Below are 22,154 nucleotides of genomic sequence, written 5' to 3'. Positions count from 1 at the left end.
AGCTGACGGGAAATTTATCCGTTTCAATAGCCACTACGCGGACATGAGTACGCGAGCGGATTCCGACGAGGGGGGAGGGGTGTTCTGGCGGCGTTCCGACGGCGACGCGGCGCTCGAGCGGTACCGAACCCTCGTCGGGACGATCGACGACGGACTCTACCAACTCGACGGCGACGGGACCTTCGTCGCGGTCAACGATGCGATCGTCGGCCTGACGGGCTACGCGCGCGACGAGCTCCTAGGGGCGCACGTCTCGCTGATTCTGGCCGACGGCGATGCGTCCGCGATCGAAACCACGGTAGCGGATCGACGCGCCGGCGCGAGCGACGACCCCGCGACGTTCGAGCTGGGGCTCCAAGCGGCCGGCGGCGAAACCGTGCCGTGTGAACTCCGCGTCGCTCCGCTCGGGAGCGTCGGCGATCGCCGGGGGACGATCGGCGTGGTACGGGATCGCACCGGACAGAAACGGCGGCTGGACTCGTTCGAGCCGTCGGACGCGCCGCCGAACACCGTCGCCGACGTCCTCGACGAGGTCGACATCGGCGCGTTCGTCCTCGACGACGAGTTCGATATCGCGTGGGCCGACGAGACCGTCGCACGGTACTTCGGGCTGGATCGGGACGCGATCGTCAGCCGCGACAAACGGACCCTGGTGGAGGAGACGACGAAACACGTCGTGGCGGAACCCGACCGATTCGCGGAGACGGTGACGGCGACCTACGACGACAACGGCTCCGTCGAGCGCTTCGAGTGTCGGATCACGCCGGGCGAGGACCGCGAGGAACGGTGGCTCGAGCACTACAGCAAACCGATCGAGTCGGGCCGCTACGCCGGCGGACGGATCGAGCTCTACTACGACATCACCGACAGGAAACGCTCGGAGAGCGCCCTCCGGGAGAGCCGCGAGGAGTTTCGCTCGCTGGTCGACTCGATCGAGGAGTACGCGATCTTCCGGCTGGATCCCGAGGGGCGCGTGATCAGCTGGAACGCGGGCGCCGAGCGGATCAAAGGGTACGACCCCGAGGCGATCCTCGGCGAGCACTTCTCGGTCTTTTACACCCAGGAGGCCCGCGCGGCGGGCGTTCCGGAGCGAAACCTCGAGCGAGCGACCGAGCGCGGCTCGGTCGAGGACGAGGGGTGGCGCGTCCGCGCGGACGGATCGCAGTTCTGGGCGAACGTCACCATCTCCCCGATTCGGGACGCCGACGGCACTCACCGGGGCTACCTGAAGGTAACCCGGGACATGACCGAGCGACGGAAGCGCGAGCGACGGCTCGAGAGCGAACTCGAGGGCGTGTTCGGCAGGATCTCCGACGCGTTCTACGCGGTCGACGAGGAGTTCCGGTTCACCCACGTCAACGACCGCGCCGAGGACCTCCTCCAGCACTCCGAGGACGAACTGCTCGGCGAGCGCCTCTGGGACGTGTTCCCGTCGGCCGCCGAACTCGACGAGGTCTGGAACGCGTTCCACACGGCGCGGGAGACCCAGGAGGCGACCAGCTACGAGCTCTACTACGATACGCTCGGGTTCTGGGTCGAGGCGAACCTCTACCCGTCCGAAACCGGGATCTCGGTCTATTTCCGGGACGTCACAGAACGCAAGGAACGCGAGCGGTACCTCGAGGACGCCAAGGAGCAACTCGAGGCCGCGACCGAGGCCGGCGCGGTCGGGACCTGGGAGTGGGACGTCACCGAGGACGCGCTCGTCGCCGGCGCCTCCTTCGCGCGAACGTTCGGCCTCGATCCGGAGCGCGCGCGTGAGGGGCTCCCGCTCGAGCGAGTGCTGTCGTCGGTCCACGAGAACGACCGCGACCGCGTCGCGGCGCGGATCGAGGACGCCCTCGAGAGCTGCGGCGAGTACGAAGCGGAGTACCGCGTTCGCGACGCCGACGGCGAGATCCGCTGGGTCTTCGCTCGCGGCCACGTCGAGTGCGACGAGGCGGGCGACGCCGAGACGTTCCCGGGCGCGCTCACCGACATCACGGAGCGCAAGCGGGCCGAGCTCGAGGCCGAGAACCAGCGCCGGCAACTCGAGACGCTCTTCCGGGTGTTGCCCGTCGGCGCCGTCGTCGCGGACGCGGACGGGTCGCTGGTCAGAGCCAACGCCGCGGCCCGGGAGATCTGGGGCGGGGACGTCTTCGACGCCGAGTCCGTCGACGAGTACGAGAAGTACGACGCCGTCTGGGCGGACTCCGGCGACCCCGTCGAGCCCGAGGAATGGACGATGTCGCAAGTCCTCCGGGGCGAGGAGGTGACGGAGCCGAACGTCTACGAGATCCGGACGTTCGACGGACAACGGCGGATCATCATGGAACACGGAATGCCCGTCAGGGACAGCCGCGGCGACGTGCGCCGCGCGGTCGTGACGCTCACCGACGTCACCGAGCGCCGGGAGTACCGCCGAAAGCTCGAGGAGACGATCGAACAGCTCGAGACCTCGAACGAACGGCTCGAACACTTCGCGTACGCGGCCAGCCACGACCTCCAGGAGCCCCTGCGGATGGTCTCGAGCTACCTCCGGCTGCTCGAGGACCGCTACGGCGACGCCTTCGACGCCGACGGCGAGGAGTTTCTGGCGTTCGCCCTCGACGGCGCGGATCGGATGCGGAACATGATCGACGGGCTGCTCGAGTACTCCCGCGTCGAAACCCAGGGGAGCCCCCTCGAGCCGACCGACCTCGAGGACATCGTCGAGGACGTTCGCGCCGACCTGCAGTTCCGGATCGAGGAGAGCGGTGCCGACGTGACGGTCGATCGGCTCCCCCGGGTCGAGGGCGACGCCGACCAGTTGCGGCAGGTGTTCCAGAACCTGCTCGAGAACGCGATCGAGTACAGCGGCGACGAGCCGCCGACGATTCGCGTCGACGCCGAGCGGCGAGGCGATCGGTGGTCGGTCGCGGTCCACGACGAGGGGATCGGCATCGACCCCGACGACCAGGACCGCGTGTTCGAGGTCTTCCAGCGGCTCCACGGCCGTGGCGAGCACGAGGGGATGGGGATCGGACTCGCGCTGTGTCAGCGGATCGTCGAGCGCCACGGCGGCGAGATCGCCGTCGACTCCGAACCCGGCGAGGGGGCGACGTTCTCGGTGACGCTACCCGCGGTCGACGAGACGTAGCGGTCGATCGGGATCCGCCGTGGCGCTCGAGTCGGGCTCCCGGGAGTCGAACCGCGCGAAGACGGGTGCTCGCTACGCACGCACTCGCTTGTGATTCTTTCCGTGCAAATCTTCGATTCGAACGCCGTTGCTCGCGAGTTGCTCGCAGCAGAAATGCGAGGGAAGGGATTTGAACCACGCCCGAGAACCTGCTCGCTCCGCTCGCAGAACCTCGGTCTGATTCGAATCCCACAGTTCGATTCCCGCTGCTCGCGAGTTGCTCGCAGCAGAAATGCGAGGGAAGGGATTTGAACCCTCGGACCCCTACGGGAGCGGGTCTTAAGCCCACCGCCGTTGGCCTGCTTGGCTACCCTCGCGCGGAACGCACTCGAGGCTACTCGTCGTCTCGGGATGTGCGTTTCGGTGTCCGTCGAGACGCGACCGCCCCGCGGCTCACTCGTCGGGCCCGCCGTTGTTCGCGTCGGCCACCGCCCGTTTCTCCGATTCGGCGCCGACCGTCCCCTCGAGGTGGCCGTCGACGGCGGGCTCCCCGGAGTGCGCCCGCGCGAAGCAGTCGAAGGTGAGCTTCGCGCCGCCGAGGACGACCGGACCGACGAACAGCCCGACGGCGCCGAAGGCGATGAGCCCGCCGAAGATGCCGACGACGACGATGGTGGAGTTGAACGCGTCGGTGTGACCGATCAGCGCGGGTCGGAGATACGTATCCGAGAAGGTGATGAGCAGCCCGTAGACGGCGACCGCGGCGCCGGCGGTCGGCCGTCCGACCGCAACGAGGTAGCCCGCGGCCGGAATCCAGACCCCGAACGCCCCGACCAGCGGCAACAGGGTGAGCACGAACGTCGCGACGGTCAGGAAGATGACGGCGGGGACCCCGGCGACCAGGAGGCCGACACCCAGCAATACCGCCTGAATGGCCGCGACGGCCGCGTTCCCGACGACCGAGGCCCACATGAGGTCGTCCAGTCCCGCACAGAGTTCGTTGACGATCCGATCGTCGACGGGCACGACCCACTTGGTCCACGCGACGACCCGCTCGCCGTCCCGCAACAGACCGAAGAGGACGAACAGCGTGACGGTCAGTCCGATGAACAGGCCCGGCAGGCTGCCGACGAAATCGAGCGCTCCCGTCGCGACCTGCTGGAGGGCCGTGGCGATTCGATCCTGGTTCGACTCGTACAGCGAGACGGGATCGACGGGGAGGTCCTCGGTACCGAGAACCTCCTGGACCGTTCCGACGTCGAACTGTCCCTCCCTGATCGCGGGAACCACCCCGAGGGCCTGTCGGACGGCGATCGTGACGACGTACACCAACGGAATCAACACGACGAGCAGCGTCGCCACCACCATGACGAACGCCGCGATCGTCGGTCTGAGGTAGTTCTCGAGGCGGCGCTGAAGGGGGTAGAGCACGTACGCGAGAACGAGACCGAACAGCACGTACTGAATGTAGGGGACGAGAACGAGCAGCGCGAGGACGCCGCTCAGTAGCGTGATCGCGATCAGTCCGCGCTGCTCGAGATCCCAGTCCGAGAGGTAGCTCCCGTCTGCCATGCGTGGTCGTTCACGCGGCCGCGGGATTAGTCCACTGCTGGAACCGCGCCGACTCGGCGGTTCCGCGGCCGCATCGCCGCCTCACCAGTCGACGCTCAACGTGCCGTCGCCCCGCGGATCCGGGGCGAGCTCCTCGTCGGTGCGACGGTCGATCACGTGGATGCAGCCCTCGCCTTTCTTCGCCGGACAGACCTCCGCGGCCCGGAGGTTGTGCTCGAGGTCGTCCTCCCCGAAGAAGTACGCTTCCGGCCGAGCGATCCCCGTGGCGATCGACAGCTCCCAGTTGTCGCTGACCTCGGCGCACTTGCCCGCGCCGAAGCACCTGTTCGCCTCGAAGACGAGCTTGTACGGTTTCTCCTCGACCGGGGGTGCGTCCGCCGAGCCGACGTCGCTCGCGCGTTTGATCTCGTCGTCGCTCATGTCGAAGTCGTTCGGCCGCGTCGGCTTTCGCGTTACGGTCGCGCGCTCGGGTCGGGGACGTCGGTCGGTCGTGGCAGCTCGTAGCTCACGCCCGTCAGCTCCCGCGAAACCGCCCACAGCCGGCGGGCGGTCTCCTCGTCGTACGATCGGTCCGAGGAGGCCTGCCGCTCGGGGGACCCGCGCATGTTTCCGAGCCCGCCGGGACCGTAGTAGGCGCCGCCCTCGACCTCGGGGGCGGTCGCGGCGTACAGCGTCGGTAACGCGCCCGCCGCCGCGGACTGGGCGACCACCGCGTTCATGAGCTTCATCGCCGCCAGCCGGAGCCGGCTCCCCTGCCGTTCGGGACCGCGAAACTGCAGGTTCGTGTTCGCGTAGCCCGGATGGACCGCCACGCTGTCGGCGTTCAGCCCGGCCGTGAGGAAGCGTCGCTCGAGTTCGTAGGCGAACAGCACGTTCGCCAGCTTCGACTGGGCGTAGGCGCCCCACGGATCGTAGGCGCGCTCGCCGTGGAGGTCGTCGAAGTCGATCTCGCCGCGCTCGTGGACCCCGCTCGAGACGGTGACGACCCGCGCGGGCTGGTCGCTGTCGGTCGCCAGGTTCTCGAGCAAGAGCCCGGTAAGCGCGAAGTGACCGAGGTGGTTGACGCCGAACTGCGTCTCGAACCCGTCGGCGGTTTCGCTCCGCGGGATCGCCATCACGCCGGCGTTGTTGATCAGCACGTCGACCGACTCGTCGAGTCGGTCCGCGAACGAACGGATCGACTCGAGGTCGCCCAGGTCGCAGGCCTCGACGCGGAGGTCGGCCTCGGGCGCGTCGTACCGGACGTCACGGGCCGCCCGCTCGCCCCGATCCGCGCTCCGGCAGGCCATGATCACCCGTGCGCCGTTGCGCGCGAGCTCGCGGGTCGCCTCGAGGCCGATCCCGCTGTTGGCGCCGGTTACGACGATCGTCCGTTCGCTCTGGTCGGGAACGTCCGCAGCCGTCCAGCTCATACGACAGTCAGGAAGCCGACCCCCCTAAGCGTAGCCGTTGCATCGTTTGGCCGCGGACCGTCGGAGGTCGGTGCGACCGAAGCGACGGCCGGGTGCGTCGACGCGTCCGCGACGGGACGTGGTCGGCGGCGCCTACTCGTAGTCGACCGACACCGACTCGAGGACGACGTCCTCGCGGGGTCGGTCGTTGGCGTCGGTCTCGACGTTGCCGATCGCTTCGACGACGTCCATCCCGTCAGTGACTTTCCCGAAGACGGCGTGGCGGTCGTCGAGGTGAGGCTGGGCGTCCAGCGTGATGAAAAACTGCGACCCGTTCGTGTCGGGTCCGGAGTTGGCCATCGAGAGGACCCCGGCGTCGTCGTGGCGCAGCTCCTCGTGGAACTCGTCGTCGAACTGGTAGCCGGGGCCGCCCCGACCCGTCTCGGTCGGGTCCCCGCCCTGGATCATGAACCCGTCGATGATGCGGTGAAAGAGCACGTCGTCGTACAGCGGTTCGCCCTCGACCTCCTCGCCCGTCTCGGGGTCGGTCCACTCCTGACCGCCCGTCGCGAGTCCGACGAAGTTGTCGACGGTGCGGGGCGCGCGCTCGTCGTAGAGTTCGACCTCGATGTCGCCCTTGCTGGTGTGCAGGGTCGCAGTAACGTTGCTCATACCTCGACCGACGGTCGGACGGGTGAAAACGGTAGTGGTCTCGGAACGGTGTGGCCGCCTGCCGCAGGTACATACCGCCCGACGTGGTACGGGACGGCCATGACCGCGGGAACGCACACGAGCGAGGAGGTGACGCTCGCGCGGCTGCCGTCGGGCGTTGAGATCACGACGACGGTCCACAGCTACGAGGGCGACGACGACGGGCCGACGCTGTACGTCCAGGCCGCCCAGCACGGCCGCGAGATAAACGGCACCGAGACGCTGCGACGCTTTCACGAGCGGCTCCCACTCGAGTCGCTGTCGGGGCGGATCGTCGCCGTCCCGGTCGCGAACCCGCTCACCTTCGATCGGGTCTCGTACACGACGCCGGAGATCATCGACAGCGTCAACCCGAACATGAACCGGGTGTGGCCCGGCGACGCCGACGGCAGCCTCCACCAGCGCATGGCGGCCCGCCTCTGGGAGTACGTCGAGGGCGCCGACGCCGTCGTCGACCTCCACACCGGGAGTCCCGACATGCTCCCCCACGTCGTCTTCCTCGAGGGCGACGAGGAGTCCCGCGCGCTGGCCGAGGCGTTCGGCACCGACCTCCTGCTCTCGGAGGAGGCCGACGACGACGCGAGCGAGGAGTGGCACCGCCGCGGGTTCGCCGGGAAGCTCCGGGTCGCGGCCGCAAACGAGGGGATCCCCGCGATCACGCCCGAGCTGGCACACAACAAACAGATCCTCGAGGACGCCGTCGAGATCGGCGTCGACGGACTGTGCGACGTCTGTCGCCAGCTCGGGATGCTCCCGGGCGAGGTCCCCGACCGCGAACAGACCCTCGCCAGGAACCACCTCGGCCAGGTCGTCGCCGACGAGTCGGGGCTGTTCCGTCCGGAGCCGAGCCTCGAGGTCGGTCGGCCGGTCGCCGCGGGCGATCCGCTGGGGACGGTGTACGATCCGACCACCTACGAGCCACTCCAGTCGGCGACCGCGAACCGCGGGGGGCTGCTCTACACGCTCACCCGCGAGTCGACCGTCGCGGCCGGCGACAAGCTCGCGAGCGTCGCCCTGATCCGCGAGGAGTGAGCGGCGACGCGGTCCGGGTTTCGGTTCGGACCGCCTAGCAGGTCGAGAACCCGCCGTCGACGACCAGTCCGTGGCCGCTGACGAAGGAAGCCTCGTCGCTCGCGAGAAACAGGATCGCGTCGGCGACCTCCTCGGGTTCGGCGAGGCGCTTGAGCGGGTACTCCTCGGCCATCGCCTCGCGGGCCGCCTCGGGGTCGTCCCGTCCGGCGAGGTACTGCTCGAGCAACGCGGTGTCGGTAAAGCCCGGACAGACGGTGTTCGCGCGCACCCCGTACGGACCCGCCTCGGCGGCGATCGCCCGCGTCAGGTTCAACACGGCGCCCTTGCTCAGCGAGTAGGCCGCCTGTTTGGGCAGCCCGAGGATGCTCGCCAGCGAGCCGACGTTGACGATCGCGCCCTCGCCGCGGTCTTTCATGTGGGGCAGTGCGGCGTGACAGCCGTTCCAGACGCCCTTGACGTTGACGTCGATAACGAAATCCCGCATCGAGTCGGCGGTGTCCTCGAGGCGCGACGAGGGATGGCCCGTGCCCGCGTTGTTGACGAGGACGTCGAGGCCGTAAGACTCGTCGACGGCGTCGACGACCGCGTGGAACGCCTCGCCGTCGGTGACGTCTAACTCGTGGAACTCCGCCTCGGCGCCGTCCGCGGCGAGGTCGTCCGCGACCGCCTCCCCCCCGTCGCCGTCGACGTCAGTGACGATCACCCTGGCCCCCTCCTCGGCGAACCGCTCCGCCGTCGACCGTCCGATTCCCGACGCCGCTCCGGTGATGAGAGCCGTCTCGTTCTCGAGTCGCATACCACGACCCTCGAAGGGAAACTATATAAAATCGTTCGTGATCTCGGCAGATTTTCGAGCAGCGTTAGACGAAATCGCTCGGGGACGAACCGGTGGTAACGAATGCCGGGACGATCTCAGAACTCGCTTTCGACGTAGACGCCGATAGTACCGCCGAGGGCGCTCAGCCCGACGGTGTACACCGCCGCAAAGAGAAGTCCGAACAGCCCTACGAGACCCAACGCGGGCGACGTTGGACCGAATCCGAGGACGAAAAGCAACGCGAACCCGACGAAAAGCACCGGCACGAGCGCGACCAGTCCGGCGAGCGCGCCGACTCTCAGTCCGCCGTCGGTATCGCCCCCCTCGAGGTAGCCGGCGACGGCGCCCCCGAGCACCGGCGACAGCGGAACGAACGAGAGGACGACTCCGACGACGCCGCCGATGACGGCGTTGAGCGCGGTGCTCGAGCCGCGCCCGGAATCCTGTTCGCCGACCGGCGGCGGGGTCGAGTTCTCGAGCGACGGCGGCGGATCGTTCGGAGCCGTACGCCAACCAATACACGATAGTTGATATATCTGACTGTCAGATCTTCGTAATGGGCAGAACGATTACCGACGAGGACGCCGATCGCCACGTTCCGACCGTCAGCGGGCTCGACCGTGACGGCTCCTCGTGAGAATCCGAAGGGAACCCCTCGACTCAGAACTCGCGTAGCTCCTCGAGCACCGCCTGCGCGCTGCCGTCGGCGATGGCGTCGCGGGCCCGCTCGAGGCCGTCCTCGAGGCTGTCGACGTCCCGGCGGGCGTACATCCTGAAGGCGCCGTTGAGCGCGACGGCGTCGGCGAACTGGTCGTCGCGCTCCCCGGCCAGCACGTCCTCGGTGATCGCCGCGGAGTCGGCGGCGACGTCGTCGACTGCCAGATCCTCGCTTTCCATCTCCATGCCGTACTCGGCGGTCTCGATCTCGTAGTCCTCCAGTTCTTCGCCGGCGTTCCACTCGGCGACCTTCGTGTATCCCGGCCGGATGTCGTCGTACCCCTCCATGCCCTGGAAGAAGATCGCTCTCGAGAACTCGAGTCGCTCGCTCTCTGCCATGAGGTCGGTCAGCTTCTTCGCGAACGCGAGGTGGTAAAAGGAGCCGAGGTGGACGTCGGCCTCGGCGGGGTTGGCGATCGTCTCGATCGTGTTGACGAACGTTCGGACGCCCATCTCGTCGCGTCGTTCGAAGAGGTCGTCGATCCCGGGGTTGAACGCGGGCTGGTAGTAGAAGCCGAACCCGGTCTCGTCGACCATCTCGGCGCTGGCTCCGGGCTCGAGATCGGTGCGAACGCCCAGTTCGTCCAGCACGTGTTTGTACGCCGTCTCCTTCTGGGTCGGAACGCCGTCCCCGGAGTGGACGACGACGGGCGTGCCGGCCGCGGCGGCGACGACGCCGGCGCCGACGCCGAGCAGCGCGGAGGTGTGCTTGCCGTCGTAGTTCGCGCCGCAGTCGACGGGATCGCACTCGGGTGCGGCCGTACGCACCGACTCCTCGCGCATGACGTCGGCGTACGCCGCCAGCTCCTCGGGGGTGTTTCGCTTCCAGCGGTTCGCGAGCCAGAACGCGCCCAGCGTCGTCTCCTCGGGCTCGCCCGCGAGGATCCGCCGGAGCGCCTCGCGGGCCTGCTCGCGGGTCATGTCGTCGGCCGACTTTGGTCCCGAACCGACGACCTCGGTCAGCAGCCGCTTGAGCGGCCACTCGCCGAACGTATCGGATGACTGAGTCATAGGCCGTCGTTGGCCAAGCGGGCGCAAAAGAGTCCCGTTTCCGGCGCTTTTTCGGGGCCGTCTCCGACGCCGGACGACGCGGTCGGGGCCGGAACGGACCTCGCTCTCGAGGCGGTTTCGCGGTCCATAGCCGTCCCGAAGGCCGGCTCAGCGAGCCGTCTCAGCGAACGATCGTCACCGGGACCGGGGAGCGCCGGGTCACGCTCTCGGCGACGCTGCCCAGCAGGACGCGGCTTGCTCCCGAGCGGCCGTGGCTGCCCATGACGATCCCGTCGACGTCGTGCTCGTCCGCGTAGTCGACGATCGAGCGGGCGACCGCCCCCGTGACCCACTCCGTCTCGAGTTCGACCCCCCGTTCGGCGGCCGTCTCGCGGGCCTCCTCGAGGAGCGCCTCCGCCTGCCGCTCGTAGTTCTCTTCGATCCGCTCGTAGTCGGCCGTGATGCTGCCCTCGATCCCGGTCGCCGCGTAGAACTTTCGCGGGTCGATGACGTGTATCGCCGTGATCGTCGCGTCCGAGTGGGTCTCGAGGGCGTACTCGAGGGCCTCGGTCGACCGCTCCGAGTCGTCGATCGGAACCAGCACGCTGGAAACCATAGCGAGACCTACGGGAACCAGCGCCATAAACGGATTCCCCGGGGTCGAGGGGACTACTCGAGCGCGGCGTCGACGAGTTCGATCGGCGTCGGGGGCTCCTCGACGTCCCCGTCGCGGTTCTGCAGCTGGGTGCGACAGGAGGCGCCGGGCGCGACCACCCGCTCGCCGGGGCTGGCCTCGACCTGGTCGTAGAGGATCGACGCGATGGCGTCGCTCATCGAGCCGTGTTCGGCCTCGTAACCGAAGCTGCCGGCCATCCCGCAGCAACCCGAGTCGAGGGGGTCGACGGCGTAGCCGGCTCGCCGGAGGACGCCGACGGCGTGGTGATCTTTCGCCGTCGCCTTCTGGTGGCAGTGGCCGTGGTAGGTCAGCGACTCGTCGGGGGCGTCGAACGCGAGCCGTTCGTCCAGCCGGAACGTATCGAGGTACTCGCAGACTCCGTAGCTCGCCTCCGCCAGGGTTCGGGCGTCCTCGTCGGAGAGCAAGTCGAGGTAGTCCGACTGGAGCATGACCGCGTCCGAGGGCTCGATCACGACGACGTCCCAGCCGTCCTCGACCAGCGGCGCCAGCGCACGGACGTTCTCGCGGGCGGTCGCCTCGGCCCGCTCGAGAAAGCCTTTCGAGAACGCGGGCCGACCCGTATCGTCGAGGTCGTCGGGCACCTTCACGGGGACGCCCGCGGCTTCGAGAACGCGCACGGCGGCTTTGCCCGCCTCGGGGTGGCTGTAGGTGGTGTAGGGGTCGGGGTAGACGATCGCCTTTCGGTCGGCATCGCGCTCGGGCGCGCGCGAACCGTCCGTCCGCTCGCGGGACTGGGTCCCGTTCGCGCGAGCCGCGGAATCCGTCGGCTCCCTCGTCGCTTGCGCTTCCAGCGCTCGCTTTTTCGAGGTGGCCGCGCCGCCTCGCTCTTCGAACCAGTCCCGGAACGTCATCGGACGGAACGACGGCAGCGGCCGATCGGCGTCGATTCCGATCGTCGCCTCGAGGAGCGCCCGGGCGCCGGGAAGCTTCGGGGCCGCCGTCGAGAGCAGCGGGAGCCTCGAGCCCCACCGCGAGAGGGTGGCGACGTTCGCGAAGAGTCGATCCCGCAGCGACGAGCCGTTTCGCTCGTGGTACTCGTGGGTGACCTCCGCTTTGAGTTTGGCCATGTCGACCTCGCTCGGACAGTCGATCGCACACCCCTTGCAGCCGATACAGAGGTCCATCACCTCCTCGACGAACTCGTCGGAGAAGGCCTCGCCCGGATCGAGGTCGCCGCTCATCGCCTGCCGAAGCGCGTTCGCCCGCCCGCGGGTGCTCGTGATCTCCTCCTCGCTCGCCCGGAAGGTCGGACACATCACGCCGCCCGTCGTGGACTGCTCGCCCCGACAGCCGCCACAGCCGTGGCAGAGTTCGACCATCCCCTGGAAGCCGTTGTCGTTGTCCCACTCGAGGGTGGGCTCGAAGCCGGGTTCGAACGCGTAGTCGGGGCCGAACCGGTGGTGCTCGGTCATGTCGGTGGGGTCGTCGTCGCGGAAGACGACCTGACCGGGATTCAGGAGCCAGTCGGGGTCGAACGCCGTCTTCACCTCCTGGAAGGTCTCCCACAGCTCCTCGCCGTACAGTTTCCGGTTCCACTGGGTGCGCGCGCGGCCGTCGCCGTGCTCGCCCGAGACCGAGCCGTCGTACTCGACGACCAGATCCGTGACGGCGTCGGCGATCGACGCCATCTCCTCGAGCCCTGCCTCGGTCTTCGTGTCGATCAGCGGGCGGATGTGGAGGACGCCGGGCCCGGCGTGGGCGTAGAAGCTGGCGTAGGTGTCGTGGTCCTCGAGTACGGCCTGGAAGTCCGCGACGAACGCCGGGAGGTTCTCGGGGGGGACGGCGGTGTCCTCGAGGAACGCGATGTGCTTCTCGTCGGTCGTTCGCGAGAGCAGGATCGGGAGCCCGGACTTGCGGAGCTTCCAGATCTGGCTCCGGCTCTCGGCGTCGTGAGCTTCGATCGCGTCGAACGCCCGGACCGCCTCGTCAGCGACGACCCGCTCCGCTTCGGGGTCGGCGTCGCCGACGGGATCAACCGACGGGCAGCGATCGGCCAGCAGGTTCGCGACCCGCCGTTCGCCGTTGGCCGCGTCCTCGGCGTAGAACTCGACGATGAGGACGGCACCGGTCCCCTCGGGGAGCATCTCGGTGACGGGCGCGAACTCGGCGGTCCCTCGGGCGAGGTCGATCAGCACGTCGTCGATGACCTCGACCGCGGCCGCGTCGTGGTCGACGATCGCCGCCACGTCGTCCATCGCCTCGAGGACGGTGTCGTAGGCGAGCAGCGTCATGCTCTTCGTCTCGGGAACGGGCTCGAGCGAGACCGTCGCCTCGGTGACGATCGCGAGGGTTCCCTCGCTGCCACAGAGGAGTTTCGCGAGGTTGACGGTTCCGCCCTCGGCATCGGGCTCGCCGACGCTCCGAGTCGCGCCCCGTGCGTCCTCGCTCACGGCGTCGCCGTTCGCGTGCGCCGAGGCGCCTCGCGCCTCGCTGACCAACCAGTCCAGGTTGTACCCCGAGACGTTGCGCTTGAGGTCGGGGTACGTCTCCTCGATCAGGTCGCCCCGCTCCTCGAGGATCCGCGCGACCGCGGCGTAGATCGCCGACTCGAGGTCGTCGCCGTCAGCGAGGTTGGGCAGGTCCTCGATGGCGACCTCACCGAACCGCGTGCGGGTGCCGTCCGCGAGGACGACCTCCACCTCCTCGACGTAGGCGTCGGTCTTGCCGTACTGCAGGGAGTGGGCGCCCGTCGAGTTGTTCCCGATCGCGCCGCCCAGCGCGCTCTTGTCGCCCCAGGCGGGGTCGGGCGCGAACTTCAGTCCGTGGGGCTCGAGGGTCTCGTTGAGCGTCTCGAGGTAGATTCCGGGCTGGGCGGTCGCCCGACGGGTGTCGGGATCGACATCGACGACGCCGTCCATGTAGAGCGTGAAATCGAGCACGACGGCCTCGTTGACCGTCTGACCCGCGAGGCTCGTCCCGCCGCCCCGCGGGAGCACCGGGATTCCCCGTTCGGCGCAGTACTCGACGGTTGCGGCGACGTCGTCGGCCGAACGCGGAAAGACGACCGCGATGGGCGTCACCTCGTAGACGCTCGCGTCGGTCGCGTACAGCTCCCGCGAGTACGAATCGGCGCGCACGTCGCCCCCGACGAGACGGCCGATGTCCTCGACCAGCGCCGGCCGATCGACGTCGTCGCTCCGGTAGTCGTAGTCGGCTCTCGGATCGTCGGCCGGATCCGACCGGGAGGGTGGCGTCGTCGTCATTGGCGGGTCCGGAGTTCGTCCACACCGGGCGTTCCTGTCGCGATACCCGACCGATCGCCGAGAACCGCAGGGGGACGGTCACCGCCGCGCTCGAGGGAGAGTCCAACGGTCATCGTCCGTCCATGAGGGGACGCCGCATATAGATGCTGGGCTAGAGGACGGTGTTTCGTCGGCGCCGACGGGGGATGTCGGCGGCTTCGGCTACGAGCGCGAGGTGCGCCACCCGATCGATCCCGAGTCGCAGTCGATCGCCGGAAGTGTCGGTCTGCGTAGATAATGCGGAATTCGAGAGGTCTATCGGTCGACGATCGTCGGCGTTCGGAGCCTCGCCCGTCGCGTGTCCTTCGGAGCGATCGAACGCGGCGTTCGAGCGAATGATCGACCGTTTCGGGTTTCCGCCCGAAATCGCCCGCTCGAAATTGTGCGCTATCGTGAGAGTATCTACTACGTTCTACTCCTCGAACCGTACGCTTGTCCGACATACCACGGGAACCGTTCGAAACGGATCGAAGCCGACCGTCGAGGCCGGCCTCGCGGATCGCGCGGTGTTCGTCCTGTGAGCATCGTACGCCGGACGAGTCACCTCGAAAACGCTGTAACTTCGGTCGGGGAGGAGCGTCCCGTCGAGTACGGGGATCGGGTGTGGTCTGGGTGCGCACCACAATACCTAATGCGGGGTTCGCGTACTATCCACTATGCTGGATTTCGTACAGCTCGAGGCCGATCTCGATCGGGAGGAGCGGATGATCCGGGACACGGCCCGAGAGTTCGTCGAGGAACGCGTCAAACCCGACATCGGCGACCACTTCGAGGCGGGCACCTTCCCGAAAGAGCTCATCCCGAAGATGGGCGAACTCGGCTTCTACGCGCCGAACCTCGAGGGGTACGGCTCGCCGAACGTCTCGGAGACGGCGTACGGACTCCTCATGCAGGAGCTCGAGGCGGGCGACTCGGGGCTGCGCTCGATGGCCTCGGTCCAGGGCGCGCTCGTGATGTATCCGATCCACGCCTACGGCAGCGAGGCCCAGAAGGAGGAGTGGCTGCCCGCACTGGGTGAGGGCGAGGCCGTGGGCTGTTTCGGCCTGACCGAGCCCGAACACGGGTCGAACCCCTCGGCGATGGAGACCACCGCCGAGAGAGACGGCGACGGCTACGTCCTGAACGGCTCGAAGACCTGGATCACGAACGCGCCGATCGCCGACGTCGCGGTCGTCTGGGCGCGGGATCGCTCGAGCGAGGACGACCCCGTCCGCGGGTTCCTGGTCGAGACCGATCGGGACGGCGTCTCGACGAACAAATTAACCGAAAAGCTCTCCCTTCGCGCGTCGATCACCGGCGAGATCGGACTCAACGACGTTCGGATCCCCGAGGAGAACGTCCTATCGGGAGTGTCGGGGATGAAGGGGCCGCTGTCGTGTCTCACGCAGGCCCGGTTCGGGATCGCCTGGGGTGCGGTCGGGGCCGCCCGCGATTGTTTCGAGGAGGCCCGGGCCTACGCCACCGAACGCGAGCAGTTCGGCGGGCCGATCGGTCGCTTCCAGCTTCAACAGGAGAAGCTCGCCGAGATGGCAACCCAGATCACCCTGGCCCAGCTGCTGGCCTACCGGCTCGCCGACCTCAAGGAACGGGGAGAGATGCGCCCAAAGCACGTCTCGATGGCGAAGCGCAACAACGTCCGGACGGCCCGCGACCAGTCGCGGGTCGCTCGCGAGATGCTCGGCGGCAACGGGATCACGACCGACTACTCGCCGATGCGCCACATGGCGAACATGGAGACGGTCTACACCTACGAGGGGACCCACGACATCCACACGCTCGTCCTCGGCGAGGAGCTGACTGGCTTCCAGGCGTTCACGTAGCGGTGGCGATCCGCGGCGACCGAGGCGCCCATCGCCGAAAACGGCGTCCGCTCGAGCCGTCCCGTTAGATCTCGGTGACGACGTCGTGGCTCTGTGCGAGCTGCTCGGCGTCCTCGTCGAGCAGGGCGACGACGAGGTAGGGTGCGTACGACTCGAAGTACTCGACCAGCGCCGTGATCCGCTCGGCGTCGATCGCCTCAAGCGAGTCCAGCAGCATGAACGGCACCGTCTCGTAGACGTCGTGGACGAGGTATCCCGCCAGCGCGAACACCAGTCCCGTCACCTCGCGTTCGCTCTCGCTTAAGTGCTCGATCGCGTCCTCGTAGGCCGCCCCCTCCTCGGTGCTGCGGACGATCTTCAGGTCGAACGAGGACCGCGAGACCTTCCGGCGGCCCTCGCGGACCTCGCGGGTGGTGCGGTCGATCCAGATCCGATCGAGGTTGGCGTAGCCCAGCGTCTCGAGGAGGTTCTCCATGTGTTCGTTGAACGCCTCGACGGCGTCCTCCTCGATCCGGTCGATCCGGGTGCGCAGGTCGGTCAGCTCCTCGGTCGTCTCCTCGCGGCGGCTCTCGAGGCCCTCGCGTTCGTCGAGTCGCTCCTCGACGTCGGCGATCTCCTCCTCGATCTCGTCGCGCTCGCGCTCCTTGCGCTCGAGTTCGAACTCGAGCTGGTTGACCTCGCGGTGTTGCTCGAGGACGTCCTCGGAGCCGTCGCTCTCGAGGTCGTCGATCTCGCCCTCGAGGTCCTCGATCTCCTCGGTCAGGGACTCGCGGTCGTCGGCGAGGTCGTCGATCCTGTCGCGTCGGCGCTCGATCTCGTCGTCGATCGAGTCGAGGCGACGGGTGGCGCTTTCGTACTCCGTTCGGTTCTCGTCGACCTCGGCGCGGGTCGCCCGCTTCTCGTCGAGCTCGTCGTCGATCGACGACCGCTCCTCGAGGCGGTCCTGGTGGACCGACCGGAGCTGATCGAGCGTGGACTCGATCTGTTCGGTCGCGACCGACGAACCGCAGGTCCAGCAGGTGACCGTCTCCGAGTCGTCGTCGGCCAGCAGCTGGTCGGTGACGGCGCCGTCGGTTCGGTGCTCGTCGGTTTCGAGGAACTCGCCGGCCTCCTCGAGCAGCCGCTCGTTGAACTGGATCGTCCGCTGGAGCTGCGAGATCTCCTCGTTGAGGTCGTCCTTCTGGGCCTGCAGCGAGTCGATCTCTGCCTCCAGCCGACCGATATCGACGTCCTCGCCCGTCGAGAGCGCCTCGAGCCGGGCCTCGACCTCCTCGCGCTCGTCCTCGAGGGCCTCGATGCTCTCGCGCTCGGTGTCGATCCGATTCCGGGTGCGCTCGAGCTCCGACCGCGTCTCGCGTAGCTCGTCGAGTTTCGTCTCGAGCTCGGAGCGCTCCTCGCGGCGCGTCTCGACGTCGACGTTGGTCGCCTCGAGTCGCTCCTCGGCCTCCTCGAGTTCCTCGCGGAGCGAGTCGATCTCGTTGCTCGCTCGCGTCCGCTTGGCCTCGAGGTCGGGGAGGCGGTCCTCGAGCTGGTCGAGTTCGGCGAGTTCGTCGTCGATGCGTTGCTTTCGCTGCTCGAGCTGCTGGATTTCGGCCTTGATCGCCTCGGTGTCGACCGGTCGCATGATCAGCTCCCGGAGCTCGTCGCCTCGGGCGACGGCCCGGCGCGCCTCGTTGGACTCGAGCAGGAACGCGAACAGGTCCGCGATCTCCGGGTCATCGAGGTACGGGTCGCCGTCGGTGACGACGGTCCCGTTTCGCCGGTGGAGGGTCTGACGGTACGTCTCGTCGCCGAACTCGAGAATGGCCTCGCCCTCCTCCGCGTCGGCTTTGAGACTCGCCCGGTCGCTGCCGAGCGCGGCCATGATCCCCTGGAGCAGCGACGTTCTGTTGGTCGCGTTTCGCCCGGAGAGCACGGTGATTCCCCGCTGGAACGAGACGCTCGTCTCCTCGATACCGCCGATATTGCTTACCGAGAGCGTCGCCCGGTCCGGAGTCTCCCGATCCGATACGTTCTGGCTCGTTTTCATACGGTCGGGTAGCGCGGCCGAACGGATAGGTATTGTCCATTCACCTCCCATCTACCGGCGTTCGCGACCGTCAGCCGGAACAACCGCAGGACCCCTCCTCGAGGAGTTCACGGACCGTGTACTGCTGTTGACACTCCTCGCAGGTGACGGTCACGGAGACGAGGACGTCGAACTCGCCGATGTCGATGACGTCGTTGCGCCGAAGCTGTGCGATCGTGTCTCCCGTCACCGCCTCGGTTCGGTTCTGGAGCGCGCCGAGTTTCTCCTCGGCTCGCTCGAGCCGTTCCTCGTCGCTCGGCGTCGCCAGCGACGCGTCGAGGCACTTGGTGAGGTGGTTGTAGACGGTCTGGTGGGAGACGAAATCGGACTCGACGTCCTCGACGGGAACGCCGTCGCGCTCGAGCTCGTTGCGGGTCTGCACCCGCGTCCCGCTCGTGACGTCGTCGTCGCTGAGCAGCCGGTAGGTGTTCTCGATCTCGCCGTCCTTGTACGAGACGCCCGCGTCCTCGAAGGCGGCCTCGAGGATCCGCCGATTGACGATTCGCGCGAGCTCCCGCGTGCTGTACTGTTCGTCGCCCGTTCCGGTCCAGTACGAGACGAGGTCGTCGTCGAGTCCCGAAAGCGCGTACTCGTCAGCGACGCGTCCGAGCTTACAACACGTCTCGCTCCGGCCGGTCGAACCCTCGCGGTTAGCCATTGCTACAGCGATAGGTGTAGCCGGCAAAAAGGGTTCCGAGACCACACCCCATTTACATAGGTATGTCCGTAAGCCAGTCGCGACGCCGCTCGAGAAATACCAGTATCTAGTATAGATAGGTTTCAATATGTATACGGGCAGTACGGTAGCGAAGTACCGCCAGTACGCGATCAACTGCCGAACTAATAAGATATCGTTAAGTATAGGTATTTATTGATGTGTTAATAGGGAGAAGTAAGCCGTAACGACGGTGTAGACGAACTCGAGGTGTGTCCCCGTTACGGTTTCTGCATCGACAGAATATGCCGTCCGTTTCACATTCTATAAACTATCTGGTGGATAAGGTATCTGCTCTGGAATAATATATGTCTCGATCGGCGACGACCGAAGCGATCCGGTCGATCCGCGATTTTATATCCGAACCCGCGTCCAACCGGGGTATGACAGCGCCACGAAACCTGTCACGACGAACCGCACTCACGACGATCGGCGCGCTGGCGGCCGTTCCCGCCCTCGGAACGGGCGCCGTCGGCGCGTGTTCGGCGTCGGCCTCGAGCGAGGGCGCTCAGCGGTACGTTGGCGTCGTCGATCGGATCGTCGACGGCCGACACGTCGTCGTCCTGCTCGAAGATGGCAATCGGGTGGTCGACCAGCTGGTCGTCGACGTCGACGAGTTCGACGAGATCGCCCCGCGCGATATCCTGCTGGTCATCCTCGAGGACGGGGAACTGGCGCGGTACCGACACCTCCCGGAGAAACCCGCAAGCACCGGACGGGCCTGATCGATCGCGACTCGCGGGGAGCCGGACCCGGGATCGGCCGACCCGGCGGGAGCCGCGGCGCTCGACCCATACGCGTCCCGGAGCGAGTCGCGGTTGCGGTCGCGGATCTCAGTGATCCGATCGCCGTTTCGAACGGGCGCCCTCGTCGGAGCGACCGGTATCGGTTTTCTCGTCCCCGCCGAACCCCGCGCTGATGATCCGCGTCAGCGCCGACTCGGTGCTCTCCTCGAGCTCCGTGAGGTCGTCGGGATCGGCCTCGAGGATGAACCCGGTCGAGACGTTCGGCGACGTCGGCAGGAACAGCAACACGCGACCGTCCTCGGTGCGCTGACCGGTCTTGAACGCGGTCATCCGGACCCCGCGCCAGAGCTCGAGTTTGACCGGGCCCTGCACCGACTCGGATCCGAACGTCACTTCGGTCGCCGTCTTCGAGGCGTTGTAAACGAGTCGCAGCCCCGGAACGCGGTTCGCGGCGCGGTCGAGCCAGGCCTCGAACAGCTCTCCGATCGTCGTTCGTGCGAGATAACCGAGCAGGTACATCGAGGCGCAGACGATCGAGAGCACGACGGCAGCGCGCATCAGTCCCGCCGCGACCTCGCGGGTGCGCTCGCCGACCCCGGGGAGGAACGGCTCGAGCGCGGCCGCGTCGAGCACCATCGTCGGAACGAACGTCGAGACGAACGAGTAGAGCACGTACACGAGAAACGCCGTGACGAGGATCGGAGCGACGACGACGAACCCCCGTCCGAAATCCCGCTGCCACGAACTCGAATCCGATCCTTCCACACGCACCGGTAGGCGTCTTCCCCTATGAATAGGTTTAGATCGGCTTCGAGGACGGCTGGATTCACCGCCACCGTCGGAGCTCCGCGAGGATCGGCGTCGGGAGATCCAGGGCGGCGAGCAACGCGTCGTACCGGCTCCGATCGACGTGGCCGGCCGCGAACCCGTTGAGTCGGGCGACGACCGTCGAATTGACGAACGCTTCGCCGTACAGCGTCTCGAGTTCGTCGCCGACGATCGGCCGCGAGCGGAGTTCGTACTTCTGATGGAACGGCTCGGCCGCGTGGAACGCCTCGAGGAGTTCGACGTCGGTGGCCGGCGATCGACCGGTGCGCTCGGCGATCGCGTCTCGATCCCGCCGGGCGAGCTCGTACTGCTCGTCGTCGTGGGCGAGGACGACGCTTCGGTACTGCCGTTTCGACGCCGCCGAGTGCCAGTCGTGGCTCGCCCGGAACGTCTCGAGGAGCTCCTCGTAGGAGACGATCTCGGGGTCGTAGGCGACCCGGACGACCTCGGTGTGATCACCCAGCGCGAAGTAGGTCGGGTCTGGCTCGGTCCCGCCCGCGTAGCCGACCCGGGTTCGGGCGACGCCCTCGAGCGCGCCGAAGCGGGCGTCGGGCCCCCAGAAACAGCCCGCCCCGAATGTCGCCGTCTCGGTCCCGTTCGGGAGGTCGAGCGGTGCGTCCTCGAGCAGGGCCGGCTCGTCGGCCGTAGACTCCGTCGGTTCCATACCGGCTCTTGGCTCCGAGCGTGATGGGGCTGTCGCCGTCCGCCGGATGGCTCCGCGTTCGTCGGCACGTGCAGCCCCTAGTTCCTTCCCCCTCGTCGGTGGCTCTCCGGACGTTATGGGAACAGTTGACGTTGCGATCGGCGTCGATGCGGACTGCGTCGCCGGCTGGCTCGGCTCCTACGGCGGCGAGGACTCGCCCGCGGACCTCTCTCGAGGCCTGTCGGCCGGCAACGAGGGGATCCCCCGAATGCTCGAGCTGTTCGAGGAGCAAGACATCGAGACGTCGTGGTACGTCCCCGGGCACACGATCGAGACCTTCCGCGACGAGATCGAGGCGGTCGCGGCCGCGGGCCACGAGCTCGGGGTCCACGGCTACTCCCACGAGAACCCGACGGACCTCTCGAGGGAACAGGAAGACGAGATCCTCGAGGTCTCGATCGAGCTGATCGAGGACGTCACCGGCTCGGAGCCCGTCGGCCACCGCGCCAGCTGGTGGGAGTTCAGCGAGAACACGCCGGAGCTGGTCGAGAAACACGGCTTCGAGTACGATAGCAGCCTGATGGAACGGGAGTTCGAGCCGGGCTGGATGCGAAAGGGCGACAGCTGGGAGAAGATCGACTACGACAAGAGCCCGGAGGCGTGGATGGAGCCGTACCGGTACGGCGAGGAGACCGACGTCGTCGAGATCCCGATCAGCTGGTACCGCGACGACATCCCGCCGATGCTGTTCATCAAGCAGCCGGTCTACCACGCCGGCTACAAGGACCCCGAGATGATGTACGAGCAGTACTACAAACGCCAGTTCGACTACCTCTACAACCGCCGGGGCGCGGGCATCTACACGTTCACGATCCATCCCGACCTCCACGGGCTGCCCCACATGATCCCGCTGTTCGAGGAGTTCATCCAGTACGTCAAGGGCCACGAGAACGCCCGCTTCGTCACCCTCGAGACGGTCGCCGAGACGTTCAGGGACGATCCCTCGATCTACGAGAGCGAGAGTAACTACGTCTGAGCGACTCCCGGTTCGGTTCCACTCCGAGGGCG

Annotated in this window: 18 protein-coding genes and 1 tRNA gene; 5 read left to right on the top strand and 14 right to left on the bottom strand. The window is 67.6% G+C overall.

Annotated features, from left to right (window positions below):
* Positions 1-43: 43 nt before the first annotated feature.
* Positions 44-3,118, top strand: a complete 3,075-nt coding sequence (locus tag GWG54_RS00360) for a PAS domain S-box protein (protein WP_167935884.1) — start codon at positions 44-46, stop codon at positions 3,116-3,118.
* A 272-nt stretch (positions 3,119-3,390) separates the two neighbouring features.
* Here the strand turns inward: GWG54_RS00360 and GWG54_RS00355 are convergent.
* From GWG54_RS00355 to GWG54_RS00335, 5 genes are all read right to left on the bottom strand, one after another.
* Positions 3,391-3,474, bottom strand: a tRNA-Leu gene (locus GWG54_RS00355).
* A gap of 76 nt (positions 3,475-3,550) precedes the next feature.
* A complete protein-coding gene (locus GWG54_RS00350; protein ID WP_167935883.1) occupies positions 3,551-4,669 on the bottom strand; it encodes an AI-2E family transporter in 1,119 nt (372 codons plus the stop codon).
* Between the two features lie 81 nt (positions 4,670-4,750).
* On the bottom strand, positions 4,751-5,089 hold the full coding sequence (locus tag GWG54_RS00345; RefSeq protein ID WP_167935882.1) for a ferredoxin: 339 nt from the start codon (positions 5,087-5,089) through the stop codon (positions 4,751-4,753).
* A gap of 32 nt (positions 5,090-5,121) precedes the next feature.
* The gene (locus tag GWG54_RS00340; protein ID WP_167935881.1) at positions 5,122-6,081 is read right to left on the bottom strand and encodes an oxidoreductase; all 960 of its coding nucleotides are present in this window, start codon (positions 6,079-6,081) and stop codon (positions 5,122-5,124) included.
* Between the two features lie 132 nt (positions 6,082-6,213).
* Positions 6,214-6,732: a peptidylprolyl isomerase gene (locus tag GWG54_RS00335; RefSeq protein WP_167935880.1), complete on the bottom strand. Its 519-nt coding sequence runs from the start codon at positions 6,730-6,732 to the stop codon at positions 6,214-6,216.
* A 99-nt stretch (positions 6,733-6,831) separates the two neighbouring features.
* Here GWG54_RS00335 and GWG54_RS00330 point away from each other — a divergent pair, with 99 nt between their 5' ends.
* Positions 6,832-7,803 carry a succinylglutamate desuccinylase/aspartoacylase family protein gene (locus tag GWG54_RS00330; RefSeq protein ID WP_167935879.1) on the top strand — a complete coding sequence of 324 codons (972 nt, stop codon included), beginning with the start codon at positions 6,832-6,834 and terminating at the stop codon, positions 7,801-7,803.
* Between the two features lie 34 nt (positions 7,804-7,837).
* Here GWG54_RS00330 and GWG54_RS00325 read toward each other — a convergent pair whose 3' ends face one another.
* The 5 genes from GWG54_RS00325 to GWG54_RS00305 form a co-directional block, all read right to left on the bottom strand.
* Complete coding sequence (locus GWG54_RS00325; protein ID WP_167935878.1) at positions 7,838-8,599, bottom strand: SDR family NAD(P)-dependent oxidoreductase; 762 nt, start codon at positions 8,597-8,599, stop codon at positions 7,838-7,840.
* A 116-nt stretch (positions 8,600-8,715) separates the two neighbouring features.
* A complete protein-coding gene (locus GWG54_RS00320; protein WP_312854243.1) occupies positions 8,716-9,024 on the bottom strand; it encodes a DUF5518 domain-containing protein in 309 nt (102 codons plus the stop codon).
* A 256-nt stretch (positions 9,025-9,280) separates the two neighbouring features.
* Positions 9,281-10,348, bottom strand: coding sequence for an anthranilate phosphoribosyltransferase (locus GWG54_RS00315; protein ID WP_167935877.1), 1,068 nt, complete (start codon positions 10,346-10,348; stop codon positions 9,281-9,283).
* A 160-nt stretch (positions 10,349-10,508) separates the two neighbouring features.
* On the bottom strand, positions 10,509-10,943 hold the full coding sequence (locus GWG54_RS00310; protein WP_167935876.1) for a universal stress protein: 435 nt from the start codon (positions 10,941-10,943) through the stop codon (positions 10,509-10,511).
* Positions 10,944-10,996: 53 nt separating this feature from the next.
* Entirely contained in the window at positions 10,997-14,227 is a 3,231-nt protein-coding gene (locus tag GWG54_RS00305; RefSeq protein WP_167935875.1) for an FAD-binding and (Fe-S)-binding domain-containing protein, read from the bottom strand.
* A gap of 695 nt (positions 14,228-14,922) precedes the next feature.
* Here GWG54_RS00305 and GWG54_RS00300 point away from each other — a divergent pair.
* Positions 14,923-16,086, top strand: a complete 1,164-nt coding sequence (locus tag GWG54_RS00300) for an acyl-CoA dehydrogenase family protein (RefSeq protein ID WP_167935874.1) — start codon at positions 14,923-14,925, stop codon at positions 16,084-16,086.
* 64 nt (positions 16,087-16,150) lie between these two features.
* Here GWG54_RS00300 and GWG54_RS00295 read toward each other — a convergent pair whose 3' ends face one another.
* Entirely contained in the window at positions 16,151-18,115 is a 1,965-nt protein-coding gene (locus GWG54_RS00295; protein WP_167935873.1) for an archaea-specific SMC-related protein, read from the bottom strand.
* A gap of 70 nt (positions 18,116-18,185) precedes the next feature.
* A complete protein-coding gene (gene rdfA / locus GWG54_RS00290; protein ID WP_167935872.1) occupies positions 18,186-18,812 on the bottom strand; it encodes a rod-determining factor RdfA in 627 nt (208 codons plus the stop codon).
* A gap of 440 nt (positions 18,813-19,252) precedes the next feature.
* On the opposite strand from rdfA, the gene GWG54_RS00285 reads away from it, so the two are divergent.
* Positions 19,253-19,594 carry a hypothetical protein gene (locus tag GWG54_RS00285; RefSeq protein WP_167935871.1) on the top strand — a complete coding sequence of 114 codons (342 nt, stop codon included), beginning with the start codon at positions 19,253-19,255 and terminating at the stop codon, positions 19,592-19,594.
* A 108-nt stretch (positions 19,595-19,702) separates the two neighbouring features.
* Here GWG54_RS00285 and GWG54_RS21250 read toward each other — a convergent pair whose 3' ends face one another.
* Positions 19,703-20,380 carry a DUF502 domain-containing protein gene (locus GWG54_RS21250; RefSeq protein ID WP_167935870.1) on the bottom strand — a complete coding sequence of 226 codons (678 nt, stop codon included), beginning with the start codon at positions 20,378-20,380 and terminating at the stop codon, positions 19,703-19,705.
* 61 nt (positions 20,381-20,441) lie between these two features.
* Positions 20,442-21,107 carry a peptide-methionine (S)-S-oxide reductase MsrA gene (locus GWG54_RS00275; protein ID WP_167935869.1) on the bottom strand — a complete coding sequence of 222 codons (666 nt, stop codon included), beginning with the start codon at positions 21,105-21,107 and terminating at the stop codon, positions 20,442-20,444.
* 115 nt (positions 21,108-21,222) lie between these two features.
* Here GWG54_RS00275 and GWG54_RS00270 point away from each other — a divergent pair, with 115 nt between their 5' ends.
* Positions 21,223-22,122 carry a polysaccharide deacetylase gene (locus tag GWG54_RS00270; protein ID WP_167935868.1) on the top strand — a complete coding sequence of 300 codons (900 nt, stop codon included), beginning with the start codon at positions 21,223-21,225 and terminating at the stop codon, positions 22,120-22,122.
* Positions 22,123-22,154 lie beyond the last annotated feature (32 nt).

Source organism: Natronococcus sp. JC468, from assembly GCF_012163165.1.
GTDB lineage: Archaea > Halobacteriota > Halobacteria > Halobacteriales > Natrialbaceae > Natronococcus > Natronococcus jeotgali.
Note: the sequence above shows the minus strand (reverse complement) of the source record. Positions and strands in the feature narration are given on the sequence as shown.

Excerpts from the sequence above, each read along its gene's own strand:
- GWG54_RS00285 (WP_167935871.1), top strand. The coding sequence starts at position 19,253 with ATGACAGCGCCACGAAACCTGTCACGACGAACCGCACTCACGACGATC.
- GWG54_RS00330 (WP_167935879.1), top strand. The coding sequence starts at position 6,832 with ATGACCGCGGGAACGCACACGAGCGAGGAGGTGACGCTCGCGCGGCTG.
- GWG54_RS00360 (WP_167935884.1), top strand. The coding sequence starts at position 44 with ATGAGTACGCGAGCGGATTCCGACGAGGGGGGAGGGGTGTTCTGGCGG.
- GWG54_RS00300 (WP_167935874.1), top strand. The coding sequence starts at position 14,923 with ATGCTGGATTTCGTACAGCTCGAGGCCGATCTCGATCGGGAGGAGCGG.
- GWG54_RS00335 (WP_167935880.1), bottom strand. The coding sequence starts at position 6,732 with ATGAGCAACGTTACTGCGACCCTGCACACCAGCAAGGGCGACATCGAG.
- GWG54_RS00310 (WP_167935876.1), bottom strand. The coding sequence starts at position 10,943 with ATGGTTTCCAGCGTGCTGGTTCCGATCGACGACTCGGAGCGGTCGACC.
- GWG54_RS00350 (WP_167935883.1), bottom strand. The coding sequence starts at position 4,669 with ATGGCAGACGGGAGCTACCTCTCGGACTGGGATCTCGAGCAGCGCGGA.
- GWG54_RS00295 (WP_167935873.1), bottom strand. The coding sequence starts at position 18,115 with ATGAAAACGAGCCAGAACGTATCGGATCGGGAGACTCCGGACCGGGCG.
- GWG54_RS00270 (WP_167935868.1), top strand. The coding sequence starts at position 21,223 with ATGGGAACAGTTGACGTTGCGATCGGCGTCGATGCGGACTGCGTCGCC.
- GWG54_RS00305 (WP_167935875.1), bottom strand. The coding sequence starts at position 14,227 with ATGACGACGACGCCACCCTCCCGGTCGGATCCGGCCGACGATCCGAGA.
- GWG54_RS00340 (WP_167935881.1), bottom strand. The coding sequence starts at position 6,081 with ATGAGCTGGACGGCTGCGGACGTTCCCGACCAGAGCGAACGGACGATC.
- GWG54_RS00345 (WP_167935882.1), bottom strand. The coding sequence starts at position 5,089 with ATGAGCGACGACGAGATCAAACGCGCGAGCGACGTCGGCTCGGCGGAC.
- GWG54_RS00275 (WP_167935869.1), bottom strand. The coding sequence starts at position 21,107 with ATGGAACCGACGGAGTCTACGGCCGACGAGCCGGCCCTGCTCGAGGAC.
- GWG54_RS00325 (WP_167935878.1), bottom strand. The coding sequence starts at position 8,599 with ATGCGACTCGAGAACGAGACGGCTCTCATCACCGGAGCGGCGTCGGGA.
- GWG54_RS00315 (WP_167935877.1), bottom strand. The coding sequence starts at position 10,348 with ATGACTCAGTCATCCGATACGTTCGGCGAGTGGCCGCTCAAGCGGCTG.
- rdfA (WP_167935872.1), bottom strand. The coding sequence starts at position 18,812 with ATGGCTAACCGCGAGGGTTCGACCGGCCGGAGCGAGACGTGTTGTAAG.